This is a genomic window from Rhizobium sp. K33, from assembly GCF_056501445.1.
Window position 1 is genome coordinate 3,686,718 of record NZ_CP096478.1, and the last position, 15,127, is coordinate 3,701,844.

Sequence of the window (15,127 nt, forward strand, 5' to 3'; positions counted from 1 at the left end):
ATCCATGAAAATCGCTTCGCTCAAGACACACGTCGTCGCAACGCCCGCGCCGCATATCGGCGGCATGTACTGGATCTTTGTCGAGCTGGAGACGGCTTGCGGCATCACGGGCGTCGGCGAGATCTATTCGACCGCCTTCCACCCCTCGGGCATCGCCGTGCTCGTGGAAGACGTATTCACCCGCTATCTGGAGGGTCACGACCCGCACCAGATCGAGCGCTTCTGGCGCGCCGCCTATTCGAGCGGCTTCACCCAGCGGCCGGACCCGACCATGGTGGGGATCATCTCGGGTCTCGAAATCGCCTGCTGGGATATCATCGGCAAGGCGGCGGGACGACCGGTTGCCGATCTGCTTGGCGGCCCGGTCTCGGAGAAGCTGCGCGCCTATACCTATCTCTACCCGAAGAACGCCGCCGGCGAATATGACTACAACGATCCGGATCTTGCTGCCGAAGAGGCGATCCGCATGGTCGAGGCCGGGTTCACGGCAGTGAAGTTCGATCCCGCAGGCCCCTACACCAACTATTCGGGTCATCAGCTGTCGCTGCCCGTCATGGATCGCTGCGAGGAGTTCTGCCGCAAGATCCGCGATGCCATCGGCAACCGCGCCGACATCCTCTTCGGCACCCATGGCCAGATGGTCCCCTCCTCGGCGATCCGGCTGGCCAAGCGCCTGGAAAAATACGATCCGCTCTGGTTCGAGGAGCCCGTCCCGCCTGGCCAGGAAGCCGCGATGGCGGAAGTCGCCCGTGCCACCTCGATTCCAGTCTCGACCGGCGAGCGGCTGACGACGAAGTACGAATTCCAGAGGCTCTTGCAGCTTGGCTCGGCCTCCATCCTGCAGATGAATGTCGCACGCGTCGGCGGCTTGCTGGAGGCGAAGAAGATCGCCGGGATGGCCGAGTCCTTTTATGCGCAGGTTGCGCCGCATCTCTATAACGGCCCGGTCGGGGCAGCCGCCTCGATCCAGCTCGCAGTCACCTGCCCGAACTTCCTGATCCATGAGGCAATCATGGATTTTGGCGGCTTCCACGCCGAGGTGCTGAAGACGAAACTCGGTTTCGACGATGGCTATCTGATCCCGTCGCGCGAACCGGGCCTCGGCATCGAGCTGAACCACGACGTCATCGCCCGCCACACGCCCTATACCGGCGACAGGCTGCATCTGCAGATGGCGCCGGAGCCGATGGACGTGAAGGCATTCGCACCGGCCAAGGGCTGAGGGACAACGCCCATGATCTTCGACTTTATCGTGGTCGGTGCAGGCTCGGCAGGCTGCATCGTGGCAAGCCGCCTGAGCGAAAGCGGCCGCCACTCCGTCCTGCTGATCGAAGCGGGCGGCGAGGACAAGTCCTTCTGGTTCAAGATCCCCGTCGGTTATGCCAAGAGCTACTACAATCCGAAGGTCAACTGGATGTACCGCACCGAACCCGAGGCCAATCTCGGCGGGCGGCGGATCTATGCGCCCCGCGGCAAGGTGCAGGGCGGATCCGGCTCGATCAATGCCATGATCTTCGTCCGCGGAGCGCCGCAGGATTTCGACGACTGGCGCGAGGCCGGAAATCCCGGCTGGGGCTTCGACGACGTGCTGCCCTATTTCCGCAAACTGGAAACGCATGCCCGCGGTGAGAGTCCCTGGCATGGCGCAAACGGCCCGATCCACGTGACACCGATGCGCGGATCCACACATGCCGTCAGCGACGCCTTCCTGGATGCCTGCAAGGGACTGGGCCTGCCCGAGAACGACGACTTCAACGGCGCCTCGATCGAAGGGGCCGGCGTCTACGACGTCAACACAAGGCGCGGTCAGCGCTCGCATTCGAGCGCGGAATATCTCCGCCCGTCCCTGACCCGTCCCAATCTTCTGATCGAGCGCGAGGCCCATGCGAGGCGCCTGCTGGTCGAGCCGGATGGCCGGGTGTCCGGCATCGAGGTCATGCAGCGCGGTAGCATACGCAGCTTCAGTGCCCGCCGCGAAGTCATCCTTGCGGCAGGCGCCGTCGACACGCCAAAATTGATGCAGCTCTCCGGCTTCGGCGACGGAGCAACCCTCTTTGCCCAGGGGATCGAGACGCGGAAACATCTGCCGGCCGTCGGCCAGAACCTACAGGACCATCTCTGCGCGAGCTTCTACTACCGCTCCAGGCGCCCGACCCTGAACGGCGATTTCGCGAGCCTCCTCGGCCAGGCACGGTTCGGCCTGACCTGGTTGATGAAGCGCAGCGGCCCCTTTGCCATGAGCGTCAATCAGGCTGGAGGCTTCTTCCGCGGCACGCCGGAAGAGGCACGGCCGAACATCCAGGTTTACTTCAATCCGCTGTCCTACCGCATTCCGGACAATCCGCGCGCGGGTCTCACTCCAGAGCCCTATCCCGGTTTTTTGATCGCCTTCAACGCCTGCCGCCCGACCAGCAAGGGCACCGTGACCATCGCGTCCGCCAACGCGGCGGATGCACCGCTGATCCGACCTAACTACCTGTCGACCGAACGTGATGTCGAAGAGGTTCTGCAAGGCAGCCACCTGATGCGGCGCATCGCCGGGGCCCAAGCGCTGGAGGATTGGGTGGAGGACGAGGTCTCGCCGTCGAAGGCGGTTCAGTCAAACGAACAGCTGCTCGACTATTTTCGCCTGAACAGCGGGTCGATCTATCACCTGTGCGGGACCTGCGCGATGGGCAGCGACCCCCAGCACTCGGTGGTGAATTCCCGCCTGAGGGTTCATGGCGTGCAGGGACTGCGCATCGTCGATGCCTCCATCTTTCCCAACATCACCGCCGGCAACATCAACGCGCCGACCATGATGGCGGCGGAGAAGGGATCTGCGATGATCCTGGAAGACGCAGCGGCCAGGGTCGAGGCATGAAAAAAAGCCGGGCTTGAGGGCCCGGCTTCAATCCGTCTTTGTCGTAGCCAGCCTATCAGGCGGCGACGAGAACGCCGTTCAGGTTGGTGAGCTCGGCGAGATACTGCTCGAGCTTGGTGCGGTGCTCGTGATGCTCGACACCCTCCAGATCCTTGCGGGCTTCGTCGATACGCTTGGTCAGCGTGTCCGGCGAGATTTCCGAGAGCGGAACTGCGGATTCGGCGAGCAGCGTGCAGCCAGTCGGCAGAACGTCGGCGAAACCGCCGAAGACCACATACTTGGACACCTGACCGGAAGCGAGCTTCACGGTTACCACGCCCGGCTTGATCGTCGTCATGGTCGGCGCATGATTGGCCATGACGGTCATTTCGCCTTCCGTTGCCGGGATGACGACTTCGCTCACCTGTTCGGAGAGGAGAAGACGCTCGGGCGAAACGAGCTCAAAGTTGAAATTGTCGGCCATGGTCGTTCACTTCTCTGATGAAGGATGGGGCGGCACGCGAGGGTTCCCGCGTGCCGGCATTCCCTTGTGCTTAGGCGGCTTCGGCAGCCAGGCGCTTGGCCTTCTCGATGGCTTCCTCGATGGAGCCGACCATGTAGAAGGCAGCTTCCGGCAGGTGGTCGTAGTCGCCGTTGACCAGGCCCTTGAAGCCCTTGATCGTGTCTTCGAGAGCAACCAGCTTGCCCGGCGAGCCGGTGAAGACTTCGGCAACGAAGAACGGCTGCGACAGGAAGCGCTCGATCTTGCGGGCGCGGGCTACGGTCTGCTTGTCGTCTTCCGACAGTTCGTCCATGCCCAGGATCGCGATGATGTCCTGAAGGGCCTTGTAGCGCTGCAGCGTCGACTGAACCTTACGAGCGACTTCGTAGTGCTCTTCGCCGATGATCATCGGGTCGAGCATGCGCGAGGTCGAGTCGAGCGGGTCAACGGCCGGGTAGATACCCTTTTCGGCGATCGAGCGCGACAGAACGGTCGTTGCGTCCAGGTGGGCGAACGAGGTGGCCGGAGCCGGGTCGGTCAAGTCGTCGGCGGGAACATAGATGGCCTGAACCGAGGTGATCGAGCCCTTGGTCGTGGTGGTGATGCGTTCCTGCATCTGGCCCATGTCGGTGGCCAGCGTCGGCTGGTAACCAACGGCCGACGGGATACGGCCGAGCAGAGCCGACACTTCCGAACCAGCCTGGGTGAAGCGGAAGATGTTGTCGACGAAGAACAGAACGTCCTGGCCCTTGTCGCGGAAGTCTTCAGCGATCGTCAGACCGGTCAGAGCAACACGTGCGCGGGCGCCCGGCGGTTCGTTCATCTGGCCGTAAACGAGAGCAGCCTTGGAGCCTTCGCCACCGCCGTGCTTGTTGACGCCCGATTCGATCATTTCGTGGTACAGGTCGTTGCCTTCGCGGGTACGCTCACCCACGCCAGCGAAGACCGAGTAACCACCGTGCGCCTTGGCGACGTTGTTGATCAGTTCCATGATGAGAACTGTCTTGCCGACGCCGGCGCCGCCGAACAGGCCGATCTTACCGCCCTTGGCGTAAGGAGCCAGAAGGTCGACGACCTTGATGCCGGTGACGAGGATCTGCGCTTCGGTCGACTGCTCGACGTAAGCCGGAGCTTCCTGGTGGATAGCGCGACGGCCTTCGGTGACGAGCGGACCGGCTTCGTCAACCGGCTCGCCGATGACGTTCATGATGCGGCCGAGCGTTTCCGGACCGACCGGAACCGAGATCGGAGCGCCCGTGTCGGTGACCGCCTGACCGCGGACGAGACCTTCGGTCGAGTCCATGGCGATCGTACGGACCTGGTTTTCGCCGAGGTGCTGCGCCACTTCAAGAACGAGGCGGTTGCCGCCGTTGTTGGTTTCCAGCGCGTTCAGGATCGGGGGCAGTTCGCCTTCGAACGAAACGTCGACGACGGCGCCGATGACCTGCGTGACCTTGCCGAGAGCACCGGCTGCGGAGGTGACCGCCTTAGACTTGGGGGTAGCTGCCTTAGCCATTTATCTTACCCTCTTTCCTTAACCTCAGAGCGCTTCCGCGCCCGAAATGATTTCAATGAGTTCCTTGGTGATCTGCGCCTGACGCTGGCGGTTGTACGAAAGCGTCAGCTTGTTGATCATCTCACCGGCATTGCGTGTCGCATTGTCCATGGCGCTCATCTTGGCGCCCATTTCACCAGCGACGTTTTCGAGCAGGGCCCGGAAAATCTGAACCGAGATGTTGCGCGGGATGAGATCCTCGAGGATCGCAGCCGCATCCGGCTCGTATTCGTAGAGAGCCGATGCACCACCCTGCGGAGCAGCCTCGGCCGGAGCGGCCGGGATGATCTGCTGGGCAGTCGGCACCTGGCTGATCACCGACTTGAACTCGGAATAGAACAGCGTGCAGACGTCGAATTCGCCGCGCTCGAACATGCCGATGACCTTGCGACCAATGGCGTCTGCATTGGTGAAGCCGATACGCTTCACGTCACGCAGATCCATACGCTCGACGATCATGCCGGCGAATTCGCGGCGCAGGCTGTCGTAGCCCTTCTTGCCGACGCAGAAGAACTTCACCGTCTTGCCCTGGGCCAGGAGCTTGCGCGCATGGTCACGGGCGAAACGCGAGATCGACGAGTTGAAGCCGCCGCAGAGACCACGCTCGGCGGTGCAGACGACGAGCAGATGAACGTCGTCATTGCCGGTGCCGGTCATCAAGCGCGGCGCGCTGTCGTCCGTACCCACTGCCTGCGCGATATTGGCCAGGACGGCGCTCATGCGCTGCGAGTACGGGCGGGCAGCCTCGGCCGCTTCCTGAGCACGACGCAGCTTCGCCGCGGCGACCATCTTCATCGCCTTGGTGATCTTCTGCGTCGCCTTGACGGAGGCGATCCGGTTTTTCAGATCCTTAAGTGAAGGCATCCGTTATCCGTCCTTGGCTTGAGCCTGAATTAGGCGAAGTTCTTCGCGAAGGTGTCGAGGGCGGCCTTGAGCTTGCCCTTGGTGTCGTCGCTGATCGCCTTCTCGGTGCGGATCGTGTCGAGGATCGCCTTGCCTTCCGAACGGAGGTAGGAAAGGAAGCCCTGCTCGAACTTGCCGACCTGGTTGACCGGGATCTTGTCCAGGTAACCGTTGACGCCGGCGAAGATCACCGCGACCTGCTCTTCCGTCTTCAGCGGCGAGAACTGCGGCTGCTTCAGGAGTTCGGTCAGGCGTGCACCACGGTTCAAGAGGCGCTGCGTTGCAGCGTCGAGGTCCGAACCGAACTGGGCGAAGGCGGCCATTTCGCGATACTGGGCGAGTTCGCCCTTGATCGAGCCGGCAACCTGCTTCATCGCCTTGATCTGAGCGGCAGAACCAACGCGCGAAACCGACAGACCGACGTTAACGGCCGGACGGATGCCCTGATAGAACAGGTCGGTTTCAAGGAAGATCTGACCGTCGGTGATGGAGATGACGTTGGTCGGAATGAAGGCCGAAACGTCGTTACCCTGGGTTTCGATGACCGGCAGAGCCGTCAGCGAGCCAGCGCCGGCAGCGTCGCCCATCTTGGCGGCGCGCTCGAGCAGACGCGAGTGCAGATAGAAGACGTCGCCCGGATAAGCTTCGCGGCCCGGCGGACGGCGCAGCAGAAGCGACATCTGACGGTAAGCGACAGCCTGCTTGGACAGGTCGTCATAAGCGATCAAGGCGTGCTGGCCGTTGTCGCGGAAGTATTCGCCCATCGCGCAGCCGGCGAACGGTGCGAGATACTGCATCGGAGCCGGGTCGGATGCGGTGGCAGCGATGATGATCGAGTACTGGAGAGCGCCACGCTCTTCGAGAACCTTCACGAACTGGGCAACGGTCGAACGCTTCTGGCCGACAGCGACGTAGACGCAGTACAGCTTGTCGTTCTCGGGGCCGTTGTCGTGGATGGCCTTCTGGTTGAGGAAGGCGTCCAGGATGATGGCGGTCTTGCCGGTCTGGCGGTCGCCGATGACAAGCTCGCGCTGGCCACGGCCAACCGGGATCAGGGCGTCGATGGCCTTGAGGCCGGTCGACATCGGCTCATGAACCGACTTGCGCGGGATGATGCCCGGAGCCTTTACGTCGACGCGCGAACGGCGGGTCGCGTTGATCGGGCCCTTGCCGTCGATCGGGTTGCCGAGCGCGTCGACGACGCGGCCGAGCAGTTCCGGACCGACCGGAACGTCGACGATGGCGCCGGTCCGCTTGACGATGTCGCCTTCCTTGATGTCACGGTCGGCACCGAAGATAACCACACCGACATTGTCGGCTTCGAGGTTGAGCGCCATACCGCGAATGCCGCCCGGGAACTCGACCATTTCGCCGGCCTGGACGTTGTCGAGGCCGTAGACGCGGGCGATACCGTCACCTACGGACAGAACCTGGCCGACTTCGGAGACTTCCGCCTCTTTGCCGAAGTTCTTGATTTGATCTTTCAGAATTGCGGAAATTTCCGCGGCGCGGATATCCATCAGCCAACCTCTTTCAGTGCAAGCTTAAGGGTGGAAAGTTTGGTGCGAAGAGACGTGTCGATCTGGCGGGAGCCGACCTTCACGATCAGGCCGCCGAGCAGGGAGGGATCGACCGTGACGGAGATCGAGACATCCTTGCCGGTGACGCCCTTCAGCGCCGCTTTCAGTTCGGTTTCCTGCTCGGCCGAAAGGGCATGAGCAGACGTGACGTCAGCCGTGATCTCACCCTTGTGACGGGCAACGATCTGGCGATAGGCAGCCACCATGCCGGGAACGGCAAACAGGCGGCGATTGCTTGCGACGACCTTCAGGAAGTTCAACACCAGCGCGTTGAAACCGGCCTTTTCGCCGATTGCGCTGATGGCCTTGACCTGGTCTTCGGCCGTGAAGACGGGCGACTGTACCAGGCGCTTCAGATCGTCGCTCTCGTCGATCATCGCCTGGAAACGGTTGAGATCGGCAGCGACGGCGTCGATCGCGCCAGCTTCGAGCGCAAGCTCGAAGAGCGACGATGCGTAACGCTCCGCCACGCCTGAAATCACTTGGGATGCGTCTGCCACGGGCAAAAAATTCCCTGATCTGGATCCAGGCTACCGGACACCTCGGACGAGGCCTCTCAAGCTCCTGATATCGTTTTGTTTTTCCCCAAAAACACAAGCATGCTGCACTTGCGTTTTCCGAATTTCGCGGTTCGTCTAGCATAGCAGGTCTAGACTCGCAACACGCGTATTAACGGTTTGCTCCTTCAGAGCAAGGCCTTGTGGCGTTTTTTGTCCGAAACTGCGTCAAATTGACGAGATATCCCAGCACTAACGCCGAAAACCGATCTTCAAGTCAGACCAAAGACATAGGCGAGCGTGAGAGAAGCAATGACCGCCTGCACAACCAGAAGGAGAAGGTTGCGCCAGGTGCTTCCATGATCGGACATGATGGAGAGGATTCGGGCGAATGCCGAGAGGCCGACAGCGGCCCCGAAGGCGAGGTAGACGGTGGGCTGCGCCAGCAGCAGCGCTGTTCCCGCAAAGCCGACGATCAGGCCCCCGACCGAGCGCGCTGCACCTAGCCCCTCCGGCCGGCCTTCCGCCGGGTGGAGACCGAGCGCCTTCAAGGTCAGCCCCGGAGCAAACAGGATGAAGCATCCGATGAGCGCCGCAGCGGCAGCCGAAAGAAAGGCGAGCTGCTCGCCGAACTCGATGGGAAAGTAGAAATCCATGGATCAACCCGCATTGAAGCAAACCGCGCGGCTTATGGCATGAAACGGGCGCCGGCGGTATGGCCTGAGCGCCGTAATTCGCGGTTCATGCGACGGAAACTGCGCCTCAGGGCTTACAGGAAGCTTTGCGGATCGACATCTACCTGCACCTGGATCGAGCGACGCTCCTTCGGTCCCCGCTCCAACATGCTCCTGACAAAGGCCTGCATGTCGCTGTTGCGCCGGCCGTGCACGAGCAGGCGGAAGCGGTGACGTCCCCGGATGAGCGCCAGTGGCGCTTCGGCGGGCCCGAGGATCATGATGCCGCTTTCATGAGGGGCTGCCTGACGCAGGCCACGCGCATGGCCTTCCGCATCTGCACGCGTGTCGGCGGAAACGATGATCGAGACCAGTCGGCCAAACGGCGGCAGCTGCGCCCGCTCGCGTTCCGTGATTTCGCGCTCATAGAAGGCCGAGGCGTCGCCCGAGATGATTGCCTGCATGACGGGGTGCTGCGGCTGGAAGGTCTGCAACAGACCGAGGCTCTTGCGCCCTGTGCGCCCCGCACGGCCCGTCACCTGCGAAAGCAGCTGGAAGGTCCGCTCGGCAGCCCGAGGATCGCCATTCGACAACCCGATATCCGCATCGATGATGCCGACCAGCGTCATCAGCGGAAAGTTATGCCCCTTGGCGACGAGCTGCGTGCCGATGACGATATCGGCCTCGCCATTGGCAATCGCTTCCAGTTCGAGCCGCAGGCGCTTGACCCCACCGATATCGGACGACAGCACCAGCGTGCGCGCATCGGGAAAATGCTTTTCCACCTCTTCGGCAATCCGCTCCACCCCCGGACCACAGGCGACGAGATGATCCAGCGTCCCGCATTCCGGGCAGGCATTCGGCGTCGGCTCGTGGTAACCGCATTGATGGCACTGGATCTGGCCACGGAAGCGATGCTCGACCAGCCAGCTTGAACATTGCGGGCACTGGAATCGGTGACCGCAGACGCGGCAGAGCGTCAGCGGCGCATAACCGCGCCGATTGAGGAAGAGCAGCGCCTGTTCGCCCCGTTCCACCGCCTTGCCGACAGAGCGCAACAGGATCGGCGACAGGAACCCTCCCCGCTCCGGCGGTGCCCGGCGCATGTCGATGAGATGCAGGTCCGGCATGGCGGCATCGGCAAAGCGCGTTGGCAGATGGATGCGGGTATAGCGCCCCGCGATGCAGTTGACCTGGCTCTCGACCGACGGCGTCGCCGAGACCAGCACGACCGGGAAGTTCGCGATCCGTGCCCGCACCACCGCCATGTCCCGCGCATTATAAAAGACGCGGTCTTCCTGCTTGAAGGCCGGATCGTGCTCTTCGTCAACGATGATGAGACCCAAGTTTTCGAAGGGCAGGAAGAGCGCCGAGCGTGCGCCGGCCACCACGCGGATCTCACCGGTCGCCACCTGACGCCACACCTTTTCACGCGTACGGGTCGCGAGATCCGAATGCCACTCGCCGGGCTTGGAGCCGAAGCGATCCTGGAAGCGCTCAAGGAAATTGGCAGTCAGCGCGATTTCCGGCAGCAGGATCAGCACCTGCTTGCCCTGTTTCAGCGTTTCCGCAATCGCCTCGAAATAGACCTCCGTCTTGCCGGAGCCCGTTACACCGTCGATCAGGGAAACGGCGAAACCGCCCTTGCGCAGGCTTTCGAGGATCTCTTCCGCCGCTTCCTTCTGCGGACCGGCAAGACGGCTTTCCGCATAGTTCGGATCGGGCGCCGCAACCAGCGGCGGCGGCGGCAGGAAGACCTGTTCGAACACACCCTGCTTGACGAGGCCGTCGATCACGCTCGTCGAAACGCCGCTGGCATGGGCAAGGCCGCTCTTGGTCCAGGAGAGGCCATCCGATGCCATCTCCAGCACCTTCTGCCGTGCCGGCGTCAGGCGCTCCGGCTGGTAGCCGGCATAGCGTAACCCCTCGATCATCGGCTCCGGATCGAAGGCCGCCGGTGCGCGAAGCGCCATGCGCGCCACATAGCCGGGCGGTGACAGCGTATAGGCGGCGACCCAGTCGAGGAAAGTCCGCATGTCCTGATCAAGCGGCGGGCAGTCGAAGACCTTGGTGATCTCGCGCAGTTTCTTCGGATCGACTGACTTTTCATCCCCGCCATCCCAGACCACACCGATGACCTGGCGTGGCCCGAGCGGCACCTGCACGATGGCGCCCGGCTCGACCATCAGGTCATCCGGCACGGCATAGCTATAGGCCGTCGGCGCCGGCATGGGCACGAGCACCGGCACCACCTTGCGGCGCGGTGTCTCAAACAGTTCCCCGAACAGGCTTTTCGAATCGTCCTTCATCGGGCTGCAACTTGCCTCCGGAAGAACAGAAAGAAAACAGGCTTTGTGGAGGGGACGAGATCAGCCGAAACTGCGATCGGGATCGGCCGGCAGCTGGTGGACCGTGTAGGCTTCTAGCGCGCGTGTCACCTCGGCAGGATCACCATCGAGTGCCTCGACCGGGATCAGGTTGCCGACCGTGAAATCGAAACGACCGCCGCGCTTGTTAAGAAGCTCGTAGAAAACGGTCATGTCGCGCAATTCCGTCGACCAGCGGGCGAACCAGTAGAACAGCCCGGAATTGCGGGCCTTCATGTTCACCGGCAGGATCGGCAGATTGTATTTGCGGGCAAGCGAGATGGCCGATGTCTTCCACGGCCGCTCGTTGAGCTTGCCTTCGTCCCAATAGGCGATGCGACCCGAAGGAAAGAGAATGGTGGCTCGGCCTTCTTCCACGGCCCGCGTCGTGAGTTTCAGCGTTTCACGCGCCTTGAGCTTCGACTTGTGCTCCTCGCGCCATTCCACGGGAATGATGATCTCCGCAAGCCGCGGGTTCACGCGGACCGCGTCTCGATTGGCGAAGAAGGTCATGTCGGGACGGCGATCTTTCAGCAGATCATACATGGCAACCCCGTCGGCAATACCCGTCGGATGGTTGCTCACCAGGATGAAACCGCCGGATGACGGGATGCGATCAGCATGGCGGACCTGGATATCGAGGCCAAGAGCAGCGCTCAGATAGTCGAAGACCTGCGGTCCCGGCAGGTTCGCGACGTCATTGGCGAACTGGATCGCCTTGTCGTAGCGCAAAACGCTATAGAGAAAGGGACGCATGGCCGGCCAGAGCGGATGCTCGACGAGCTTCTGCCCACGCTCGGCAATCAGCGTGTCGACGATATGACCAGGCCGACCTTGCGACAGAAGCGACAGGGTGTCGGTGACGCTGGCAAAGGTGGAGACGGGAGAGCGGCGCATCAGCAAATACCTCGCCAGAATTCCTGATGCGTTCTGGCAGCGATTTGTGATCCGATCATGACAGCTCCGGTCTTCGTGCTTCCTTAACCCTCGCGCGCCATCGTGCCGAGGCAGGCCAACACCCGAGAACGCATAAGGCGCGCAATTGATCCCGGCTGACGAAAACATTCTTGGCGAACGCGCCGCATGGCTCGAAAGCCTGGGCGCCGAGCGCCGTTTGTCCGGCAATACGCTGGAGGCCTATGAGCGCGATACGCGCCAGTTCCTGCAGTTTCTCTCCGGCTATGTCGGCGGCACGGTGAAGATCCGCGATATCGAGGCCTTGCGTCCCGCAGATCTTCGAAGCTTCCTCGCCCATCGCCGCAAGGAAGGTGCCGGCGCTCGCTCGCTTGGACGGCATTTGGCGGGGCTGAGGTCCTTTCTGCGTCACCTCGAACGCAAGGGGCTCGTCAATGCGGCCGGCGCCAGCGCCATCCGTTCACCCAAACAGCCGAAGTCACTACCCAAGCCACTGAGCGGCAGCCAGGCCCTGGCCGTTGTAGACCAGCACACGCAGATGAACGAGGAGCCTTGGATTGCGGCGCGCGATGCAGCGGTGCTGTCGCTTCTCTACGGCTGCGGGCTGCGCATCTCGGAAGCATTGGGCCTTACACCCGATGTCTTCAACGGCAGACCGACCAGCCTGCGGATCACCGGCAAGGGCGGTAAGACGCGGCTGGTACCGCTGCTTCCCGTCGTTCTGGAGGCAGTCGAAACCTACTGCAAGCTCTGCCCTTACCATCTCGAACCCGGCGCGCCACTCTTCCGCGGCGCCCGGGGAGGCCCGTTGCAGCCGGCGATCATCCAGCGCGAGATGCAGAAGCTTCGTTCGGCGCTCGGCCTGCCGGATACGGCGACCCCGCATGCCCTCCGCCATTCCTTCGCCACCCATCTTCTGGGCAGCGGCGGAGACTTGAGGACGATCCAGGAACTGCTCGGGCATGCGAGCCTCTCGACCACGCAGATCTATACCGGCGTCGACAGCGCGCGGCTGCTGGACATCTACGACCGCGCCCATCCCCGCGCCTGACGCGTTCTGATCGCACCTGCGTTAACCAAGATCCTTAATCGAACGTGAGGGCGATCGCTTCTATTCTCTCGACTTCTGACAGGAGATGACATGAACGCGCACCGCCTTTTCTCGCAGCGGCCACACCTGCCGCGCCTTTCACCGTCCGAGATCGGTCTCTGGATCGCCGGCGCGCTTCCGCTTGCTCTTGTCGCTTTGCTCCTTGCCGCTCTCCTTGCGGTCAGCCCTGCCCATGCCTCCGATGCTGCGTGCCATGGCGAAAACCTGCTCGTGACCATGGAGGCAGAAAAACCGGATGAGTTGGCACAAATTCGCGCCGAAGCCGCCAAGGTCCCGAACGGCCAGGGCATCTTCTGGAAGATCGAGAAGGACGGTCTGAAACCTTCCTACCTGCTCGGCACCATGCATGTCACCGATCCCCGCGTTCTGACCATGCCGAAGGGCGCCCGCGAGGCCGCGGCCGCAGCAGACGTGGTGGTCATCGAATCCGATGAGATCCTTGACGAGAAGAAGGCGGCTGCCTCCCTTCTGATGCATCCCGAACTCACCATGTTCACCGACGGCAAGTCGGTGAAGGACCACCTCGACGTCGAAGACATGCAGAAGCTGGAAGCCGGCCTGAAGGAACGCGGCCTGGCGCTCGGCGCAGTCGCCCGCATGAAGCCCTGGATTCTCGCAAGCTTCGTGGCGCTTCCCGCCTGCGAAATGTCCCGCAAGGCCGCCGGCGCCTCCTTCCTCGACAAGCAGATTGCCGAGGACGCCGTGAAAGCCGGCAAGCCGGTCGCGGGTCTCGAAAGCCTTGTCGAACAGCTCGAAGCCATGGCCGACCTGCCGGTCGATTTCCACTTCAAGGCTCTGATCGAGACGATCGCGCTTGGCGACAAGATGGAGGATGTCATCGAGACGATGACCGAGCTTTATCTCGCCGGCGATATCGGCATGACCATGCCGATGCTGAAAGCGGTGGCTCCGACGGAAGACGGCGAGGATGAAAGCGCCTATGCCGCTTTCGAAACCCGCATCGTGCGCGACCGCAATCTGGTCATGGCTGAGGGCAGCAAGCCGCATCTCGAGAAGGGCAACGCCTTCATTGCGGTTGGTGCGCTGCATCTGCCGGGCGAGGAAGGTCTGATCGAACTGATCCGCAAACAGGGCTATACGGTCACGCGGATCGACGGCTGACGCGTGGAAGCCGCGAAGCGCTTCAGGAACGTCTTCACGATCAGTTTGTGGAACGGCGTGATGACGAAGATATACAGCCGGCCGAACAGGTTGTGACGCTGAACGAGCGTGGTGAGCGTCACATGTTGATGGGTGACGCCTTCCGGCTCGACCGCCACGACAATCCGAAAATCCAGATGCTTGTCGTTGAAGCCGAGCAGCACATGCTGGTCGTCCTCAGCTAGAACCGGAAAGCCACCGATCCGGTCCTGACCCGTCACCTCGAGCTCGGCGGCTTTCAGACCGAAGAGACCGACGATCACATTGCGGATCTTCAAGAGGACGCCGACCCAGCGCGGTGCTCGGCCCAGGAGGTCTCTCGCAACCTCCATGGGTTCCAGGTCGGATCGCTCGAGGCGGATGCTGTAACTATCGGCCCAGTCAGCCTTGGGAAGATCAGGATGTGGAAGCGTGACACGCTGCTCGACAACACTCATCCGACCCTCCTTTGGCCATCACCCCCGCGTCATGCGCGTGGCGATCGGCGTCTTCCAGTAGAACTGGTGTATCAGAAGCGCCAGGATATGCACCGCGATCAATAGCCACATGAGCGCCTTCAGCGGACCACCATGCACGAAGCCCGCGGTTTCATTGCCGAAATAGTAGGCGCCGATGCCGCTGAGCGGGATGAGGAAGAACAGCGCGTAGAAGGTGCCGTGCGCCAGCTTAGCGGCTAGCTGGAGGAGCGGCGGCTCCTCGGCCGGCGCCGGTGGCCCACCGCGTGTCAGCCGGATGACGAGGCGAAGGAGCCCGAGACAGAGAACCGCGATACCCACATAGGCATGGATATTGGCGCAGGTCAGATCGTCGGCCGAGGGCACTTCACCACGTTCATAGGCTTCGGCAACCTCTTCCATTGCATCCGAGAAGATGAGGTTGAAGAGGATGAGCAGGGCCATCAGCCAGTGCAGGGCCTTTTGCGGGATCGAGTAGGAGGTCGGGGCGAGATTAGCCATCGTCATTGCCTTTTCGTGCGGTTCCAGGGAGGCATTGCCCAGACATGATAAAGGCCGCTGCTTGG

14 protein-coding genes are annotated in these 15,127 nt (G+C 62.3%); 4 read left to right on the plus strand and 10 right to left on the minus strand.

Annotation, left to right across the window (positions count from 1 at the left end; genetic code table 11):
- Window positions 1-4: 4 nt before the first annotated feature.
- Entirely contained in the window at window positions 5-1,222 is a 1,218-nt protein-coding gene (locus tag M1E12_RS17800) for a mandelate racemase/muconate lactonizing enzyme family protein (RefSeq protein ID WP_479562771.1), read from the plus strand.
- A gap of 12 nt (window positions 1,223-1,234) precedes the next feature.
- Window positions 1,235-2,863, plus strand: coding sequence for a GMC family oxidoreductase (locus M1E12_RS17805; RefSeq protein ID WP_479562772.1), 1,629 nt, complete (start codon window positions 1,235-1,237; stop codon window positions 2,861-2,863).
- 55 nt (window positions 2,864-2,918) lie between these two features.
- Here M1E12_RS17805 and M1E12_RS17810 read toward each other — a convergent pair whose 3' ends face one another.
- From M1E12_RS17810 to M1E12_RS17845, 8 genes are all read right to left on the minus strand, one after another.
- Window positions 2,919-3,326 carry a F0F1 ATP synthase subunit epsilon gene (locus M1E12_RS17810; RefSeq protein ID WP_113461495.1) on the minus strand — a complete coding sequence of 136 codons (408 nt, stop codon included), beginning with the start codon at window positions 3,324-3,326 and terminating at the stop codon, window positions 2,919-2,921.
- Window positions 3,327-3,396: 70 nt separating this feature from the next.
- Window positions 3,397-4,860, minus strand: a complete 1,464-nt coding sequence (gene atpD, locus M1E12_RS17815) for a F0F1 ATP synthase subunit beta (protein ID WP_479562773.1) — start codon at window positions 4,858-4,860, stop codon at window positions 3,397-3,399.
- 24 nt (window positions 4,861-4,884) lie between these two features.
- Window positions 4,885-5,763 carry a F0F1 ATP synthase subunit gamma gene (locus M1E12_RS17820; RefSeq protein ID WP_479562774.1) on the minus strand — a complete coding sequence of 293 codons (879 nt, stop codon included), beginning with the start codon at window positions 5,761-5,763 and terminating at the stop codon, window positions 4,885-4,887.
- A gap of 29 nt (window positions 5,764-5,792) precedes the next feature.
- On the minus strand, window positions 5,793-7,322 hold the full coding sequence (gene atpA, locus M1E12_RS17825; RefSeq protein WP_113461498.1) for a F0F1 ATP synthase subunit alpha: 1,530 nt from the start codon (window positions 7,320-7,322) through the stop codon (window positions 5,793-5,795).
- The gene (locus tag M1E12_RS17830; protein ID WP_136539504.1) at window positions 7,322-7,888 is read right to left on the minus strand and encodes a F0F1 ATP synthase subunit delta; all 567 of its coding nucleotides are present in this window, start codon (window positions 7,886-7,888) and stop codon (window positions 7,322-7,324) included. Before M1E12_RS17830 ends, atpA begins: the two co-directional genes overlap by 1 nt.
- 263 nt (window positions 7,889-8,151) lie before the next feature.
- Window positions 8,152-8,535, minus strand: coding sequence for an AGROH133_08824 family phage infection protein (locus tag M1E12_RS17835; RefSeq protein WP_479562775.1), 384 nt, complete (start codon window positions 8,533-8,535; stop codon window positions 8,152-8,154).
- 113 nt (window positions 8,536-8,648) lie between these two features.
- Window positions 8,649-10,862, minus strand: coding sequence for a primosomal protein N' (locus M1E12_RS17840; RefSeq protein WP_479562776.1), 2,214 nt, complete (start codon window positions 10,860-10,862; stop codon window positions 8,649-8,651).
- A gap of 60 nt (window positions 10,863-10,922) precedes the next feature.
- Window positions 10,923-11,816 (minus strand): GNAT family N-acetyltransferase, encoded by an 894-nt coding sequence (locus M1E12_RS17845; RefSeq protein WP_479562777.1) that lies wholly within the window; start codon window positions 11,814-11,816, stop codon window positions 10,923-10,925.
- 145 nt (window positions 11,817-11,961) lie between these two features.
- On the opposite strand from M1E12_RS17845, the gene M1E12_RS17850 reads away from it, so the two are divergent.
- Together M1E12_RS17850 and M1E12_RS17855 are read left to right on the plus strand one after the other, a co-directional pair.
- Complete coding sequence (locus tag M1E12_RS17850) at window positions 11,962-12,885, plus strand: tyrosine recombinase XerC (RefSeq protein ID WP_479562778.1); 924 nt, start codon at window positions 11,962-11,964, stop codon at window positions 12,883-12,885.
- Between the two features lie 90 nt (window positions 12,886-12,975).
- Window positions 12,976-14,067 (plus strand): TraB/GumN family protein, encoded by a 1,092-nt coding sequence (locus M1E12_RS17855; RefSeq protein ID WP_479562779.1) that lies wholly within the window; start codon window positions 12,976-12,978, stop codon window positions 14,065-14,067.
- Here the strand turns inward: M1E12_RS17855 and M1E12_RS17860 are convergent.
- On the minus strand, window positions 14,040-14,543 hold the full coding sequence (locus tag M1E12_RS17860) for a DUF2867 domain-containing protein (protein ID WP_479562780.1): 504 nt from the start codon (window positions 14,541-14,543) through the stop codon (window positions 14,040-14,042). The two genes, M1E12_RS17855 and M1E12_RS17860, sit on opposite strands and share 28 nt — an antisense overlap.
- Before the next feature lie 18 nt (window positions 14,544-14,561).
- Window positions 14,562-15,062, minus strand: coding sequence for a cytochrome b (locus tag M1E12_RS17865; protein WP_479564911.1), 501 nt, complete (start codon window positions 15,060-15,062; stop codon window positions 14,562-14,564).
- Window positions 15,063-15,127 lie beyond the last annotated feature (65 nt).

Coding starts and splice junctions, on each gene's coding strand:
- M1E12_RS17800 (WP_479562771.1), top strand. CDS start 5: ATGAAAATCGCTTCGCTCAAGACACACGTCGTCGCAACGCCCGCGCCG.
- M1E12_RS17805 (WP_479562772.1), top strand. CDS start 1,235: ATGATCTTCGACTTTATCGTGGTCGGTGCAGGCTCGGCAGGCTGCATC.
- M1E12_RS17810 (WP_113461495.1), bottom strand. CDS start 3,326: ATGGCCGACAATTTCAACTTTGAGCTCGTTTCGCCCGAGCGTCTTCTC.
- atpD (WP_479562773.1), bottom strand. CDS start 4,860: ATGGCTAAGGCAGCTACCCCCAAGTCTAAGGCGGTCACCTCCGCAGCC.
- M1E12_RS17820 (WP_479562774.1), bottom strand. CDS start 5,763: ATGCCTTCACTTAAGGATCTGAAAAACCGGATCGCCTCCGTCAAGGCG.
- atpA (WP_113461498.1), bottom strand. CDS start 7,322: ATGGATATCCGCGCCGCGGAAATTTCCGCAATTCTGAAAGATCAAATC.
- M1E12_RS17835 (WP_479562775.1), bottom strand. CDS start 8,535: ATGGATTTCTACTTTCCCATCGAGTTCGGCGAGCAGCTCGCCTTTCTT.
- M1E12_RS17840 (WP_479562776.1), bottom strand. CDS start 10,862: ATGAAGGACGATTCGAAAAGCCTGTTCGGGGAACTGTTTGAGACACCG.
- M1E12_RS17845 (WP_479562777.1), bottom strand. CDS start 11,816: ATGCGCCGCTCTCCCGTCTCCACCTTTGCCAGCGTCACCGACACCCTG.
- M1E12_RS17855 (WP_479562779.1), top strand. CDS start 12,976: ATGAACGCGCACCGCCTTTTCTCGCAGCGGCCACACCTGCCGCGCCTT.
- M1E12_RS17860 (WP_479562780.1), bottom strand. CDS start 14,543: ATGAGTGTTGTCGAGCAGCGTGTCACGCTTCCACATCCTGATCTTCCC.
- M1E12_RS17865 (WP_479564911.1), bottom strand. CDS start 15,062: ATGGCTAATCTCGCCCCGACCTCCTACTCGATCCCGCAAAAGGCCCTG.